The sequence below is a fragment of the Granulicella sp. S156 genome, from assembly GCF_009766105.1.
In the GTDB taxonomy this organism is placed as follows: Bacteria; Acidobacteriota; Terriglobia; order Terriglobales; family Acidobacteriaceae; genus Granulicella.
This window is the reverse complement of sequence record NZ_LMUH01000024.1, coordinates 36,050-38,584: the sequence shown is the minus strand read 5'-3', so window position 1 is coordinate 38,584 and position 2,535 is coordinate 36,050. Positions and strand designations below refer to the sequence as shown.

4 protein-coding genes are annotated in these 2,535 nt (G+C 59.5%); all 4 read right to left on the bottom strand.

The genetic code is table 11. The features are described 5' to 3' along the window. Nucleotides 1-145: 145 nt before the first annotated feature. Nucleotides 146-454 carry a hypothetical protein gene (locus tag GSQ91_RS18875; protein WP_158823321.1) on the bottom strand — a complete coding sequence of 103 codons (309 nt, stop codon included), beginning with the start codon at nucleotides 452-454 and terminating at the stop codon, nucleotides 146-148. A gap of 92 nt (nucleotides 455-546) precedes the next feature. Beyond that, a complete protein-coding gene (locus GSQ91_RS18870) occupies nucleotides 547-945 on the bottom strand; it encodes a hypothetical protein (protein WP_158823320.1) in 399 nt (132 codons plus the stop codon). A gap of 31 nt (nucleotides 946-976) precedes the next feature. Then, on the bottom strand, nucleotides 977-1,384 hold the full coding sequence (locus GSQ91_RS18865; protein WP_158823319.1) for a single-stranded DNA-binding protein: 408 nt from the start codon (nucleotides 1,382-1,384) through the stop codon (nucleotides 977-979). 563 nt (nucleotides 1,385-1,947) lie between these two features. Beyond that, the coding region (locus tag GSQ91_RS25760) for a DNA cytosine methyltransferase (RefSeq protein WP_216845333.1) at nucleotides 1,948-2,535 on the bottom strand (588 nt) is incomplete at its 5' end.

The following is a 2,535-nucleotide window of genomic DNA, read 5'->3' as shown; positions in this document are numbered from 1 at the left end:
GGCTTCTGGCCGACGACACGACGCATGTCGTAGTCGGCTACGGAAGTGAACCGGTTCATCTCCTTCTCTGCAACTTCGCGGAGCTTACGGATTTTGGCGATAAGGTCAGGGGTGCGATCCAGGGGCGAGTCATCGATCTGCATGGCTATAACGGTTCCTCCTCGTCGCTGAAGCGCGACAGAATCTCGGCAGACAATTCGCTTTTGCCGGTGTGGATCTCCTGATCGAAGTGCTTGAGCTTCCGCCCGGCATCGCGGAGGAAGAACTTGCGCTCGATCCAGATGGTCAAGCCGAGGATGTTGGCGAAGAGCAGAGCGGCGTAGACCGCAATGCTCTTCAGGTAGGTGTGGAGGATCAGACTGCGCCACGGCACCAGAAAATGAAGTGCGTGCATCAGCCAAAAGCCAAGCGCGAGAAAGATAAGCGTAGCGACGAAGACGGCGTTAGCGATCATCGGGGTCCTCTCTGCCGCAAGCGAAGCGATGCGGCAATTTCAGAAGAAAGCGCGGAGAGGCCTGGCCTCTCCGCAAGAAGGAGCGGGGCGCTTTAGTCGTCCTCGCCGGTATCGACGACCACGAGTGGCCGCGCCAGCCGCTGGATGCGAATGGCGTGGACGGCATAGCTCGCATGCTTGGCTGGATACCGGTTGCCCACGACAACGACGGTGCGGTCCTCCTCGAAGGCACGCAGCTCGCCTTCAATTTCGAGATACTCGCCGCGTCTCATCCCGCGTGTGAAGCCACAGAACCAGGGACCGACACAGATGATGCGATGCCAGTCGATACGTGGCGTCCACTGGTTGGTCGCTACGTCCCAGGTACCGGACATAGTTGCGAGGAGCAGGACGGCGAAGGCGTCCTCGGCGATTCCTTCCGAGGGAGGCACCTCGGCATTGCTGCCGAGGAAGCCACGCAACGTTACGGTGTTCTCGAAGAGTGGGGTCATGGTTACACCTCCCGAGGGAGGACAACGCCGCTTACGCGGCGTCGTCCTCCGTGATGGTTTCGGAGTCGAGGTTCTCGCCGGCCTTGGGGGCCGCCAGCTTCTTGACGATGCTGGCGCGTACTTCCTTGTCGCGGAAGGTGACCTTGACCTTGTTCTTTCCCTGGACGATCTCTTTCTCGTACTCGGTCGAGTGCAATTCGCCTTCGATCTCGACGTAGTCGCCTTTCTTCAGGTTCTTCGCATAATCGGCAGGCTTGCCGAAGGCAACGATACGGTGCCATTCGGTCTTGTTGATCCACTCCTTGGTCTTCTTGTCCTTGTAACCGGACTTGGTTGCGAGCGAGAGAGTGACGAAGGTGGTCTGGTTGCGGGTTGCGAAGCTCTCGGCGTCCTTGCCGATAAAGCCCTTCAGCGTGATTTTGTTTTCGTAGAGTGCCATTGTGTTTCTCCTTGTTTGTATTTGCCCGGATTGCCCTCGGGACACTCTTGCGCGAAGCGACGCGAGGTGCCCCGCTCCCAAGTGCCAAGCGGCGCTTTTTCGGAAGGTTCGGAAAATCTTTTTGCGGTCTTTGCACAAAGATTTTCTGAAAGCCGAAACCCGCAGGGCGGCTGACAAGCCGAAGCAGAGACGCGCCGTGCCGCAGGGCGCGGGATAAGCACCAAAGCGAGTGACCGAGGGAAAGCAGGGAAAATACGAGGAGGGATGGCACTTTACGGAAACACCCTGCTGAAGCGGAATCGATACAGAGAACGCCATCGTTACCCGACGACGGATGCTCCTGTCCTCTCTCGCTCCCAGCCGATCAAGGACAATTGAGGAGTGAGTGAACCATACCGTGCCGGTCTTTGCATCGTTGCCTGCTTGCCGCCGTGGGAAGAACCGGGTTTCAGGCGACGAAGTGGAAGGCGAGTTGTACCGTTTGTGGGCCGAGCCGAAGCGGACAGGAAGAACGAGGTCACCTCTCCGCGACAAGGGATGCTGCATCGTCATGGTGCGCCCACTCACGGCTGCCTCCTCTCGAAGCTCCCATCACGGAGGACGGCATCGACCGCGGCGATGCGTTGCCCGATCCATCGCATGACCGGAACCGCCATCGAGTTACCGAGAGCTTTGTATCGCGGGCCATCGGCTGCCAGTTTGCCGCGGTATTCGACCAAGGTGTAATCGTCGGGAAAACCCTGCAACCGCTCACACTCGCGCGGCGTCAGTCGCCGCACGGCCATCTGCGACCGCAACAGATTCGGAGGTCCACTGCTGGTATCGGAGCTATCGACCTGCTTGCCGTAGGAAGCAGTGAGAGGAGCGGCAATCGGTGCTTCCTGAATCACGGCCGTGGTGGAGCTGTTCTCGATACTCCCAGGGGCACGAGTGCGGAGGCTTCCCGCTACCTCGGTTGGCGAAGCTGCACTCGTCGTTCCATCGCTGCCGTGCAGAGTGAAGGCCGCAGGGGGCGCATTGCCTTCGGGTATTTCGGCTATGCGCGGTTGAAGGATGCCATCGACCTGATTGCCACCACCGCGGGCGCTATTCAGACTGGCATGTACCAAACGCTCTCTCGCCTCGCCACGCTGGTTGGTACTGAACGCGAT

What these genes read in the sequence shown, in the direction of transcription:
- GSQ91_RS18870 (WP_158823320.1), bottom strand. Translation starts at nt 945, where the DNA reads ATGACCCCACTCTTCGAGAACACCGTAACGTTGCGTGGCTTCCTCGGC.
- GSQ91_RS18865 (WP_158823319.1), bottom strand. Translation starts at nt 1,384, where the DNA reads ATGGCACTCTACGAAAACAAAATCACGCTGAAGGGCTTTATCGGCAAG.
- GSQ91_RS18875 (WP_158823321.1), bottom strand. Translation starts at nt 454, where the DNA reads ATGATCGCTAACGCCGTCTTCGTCGCTACGCTTATCTTTCTCGCGCTT.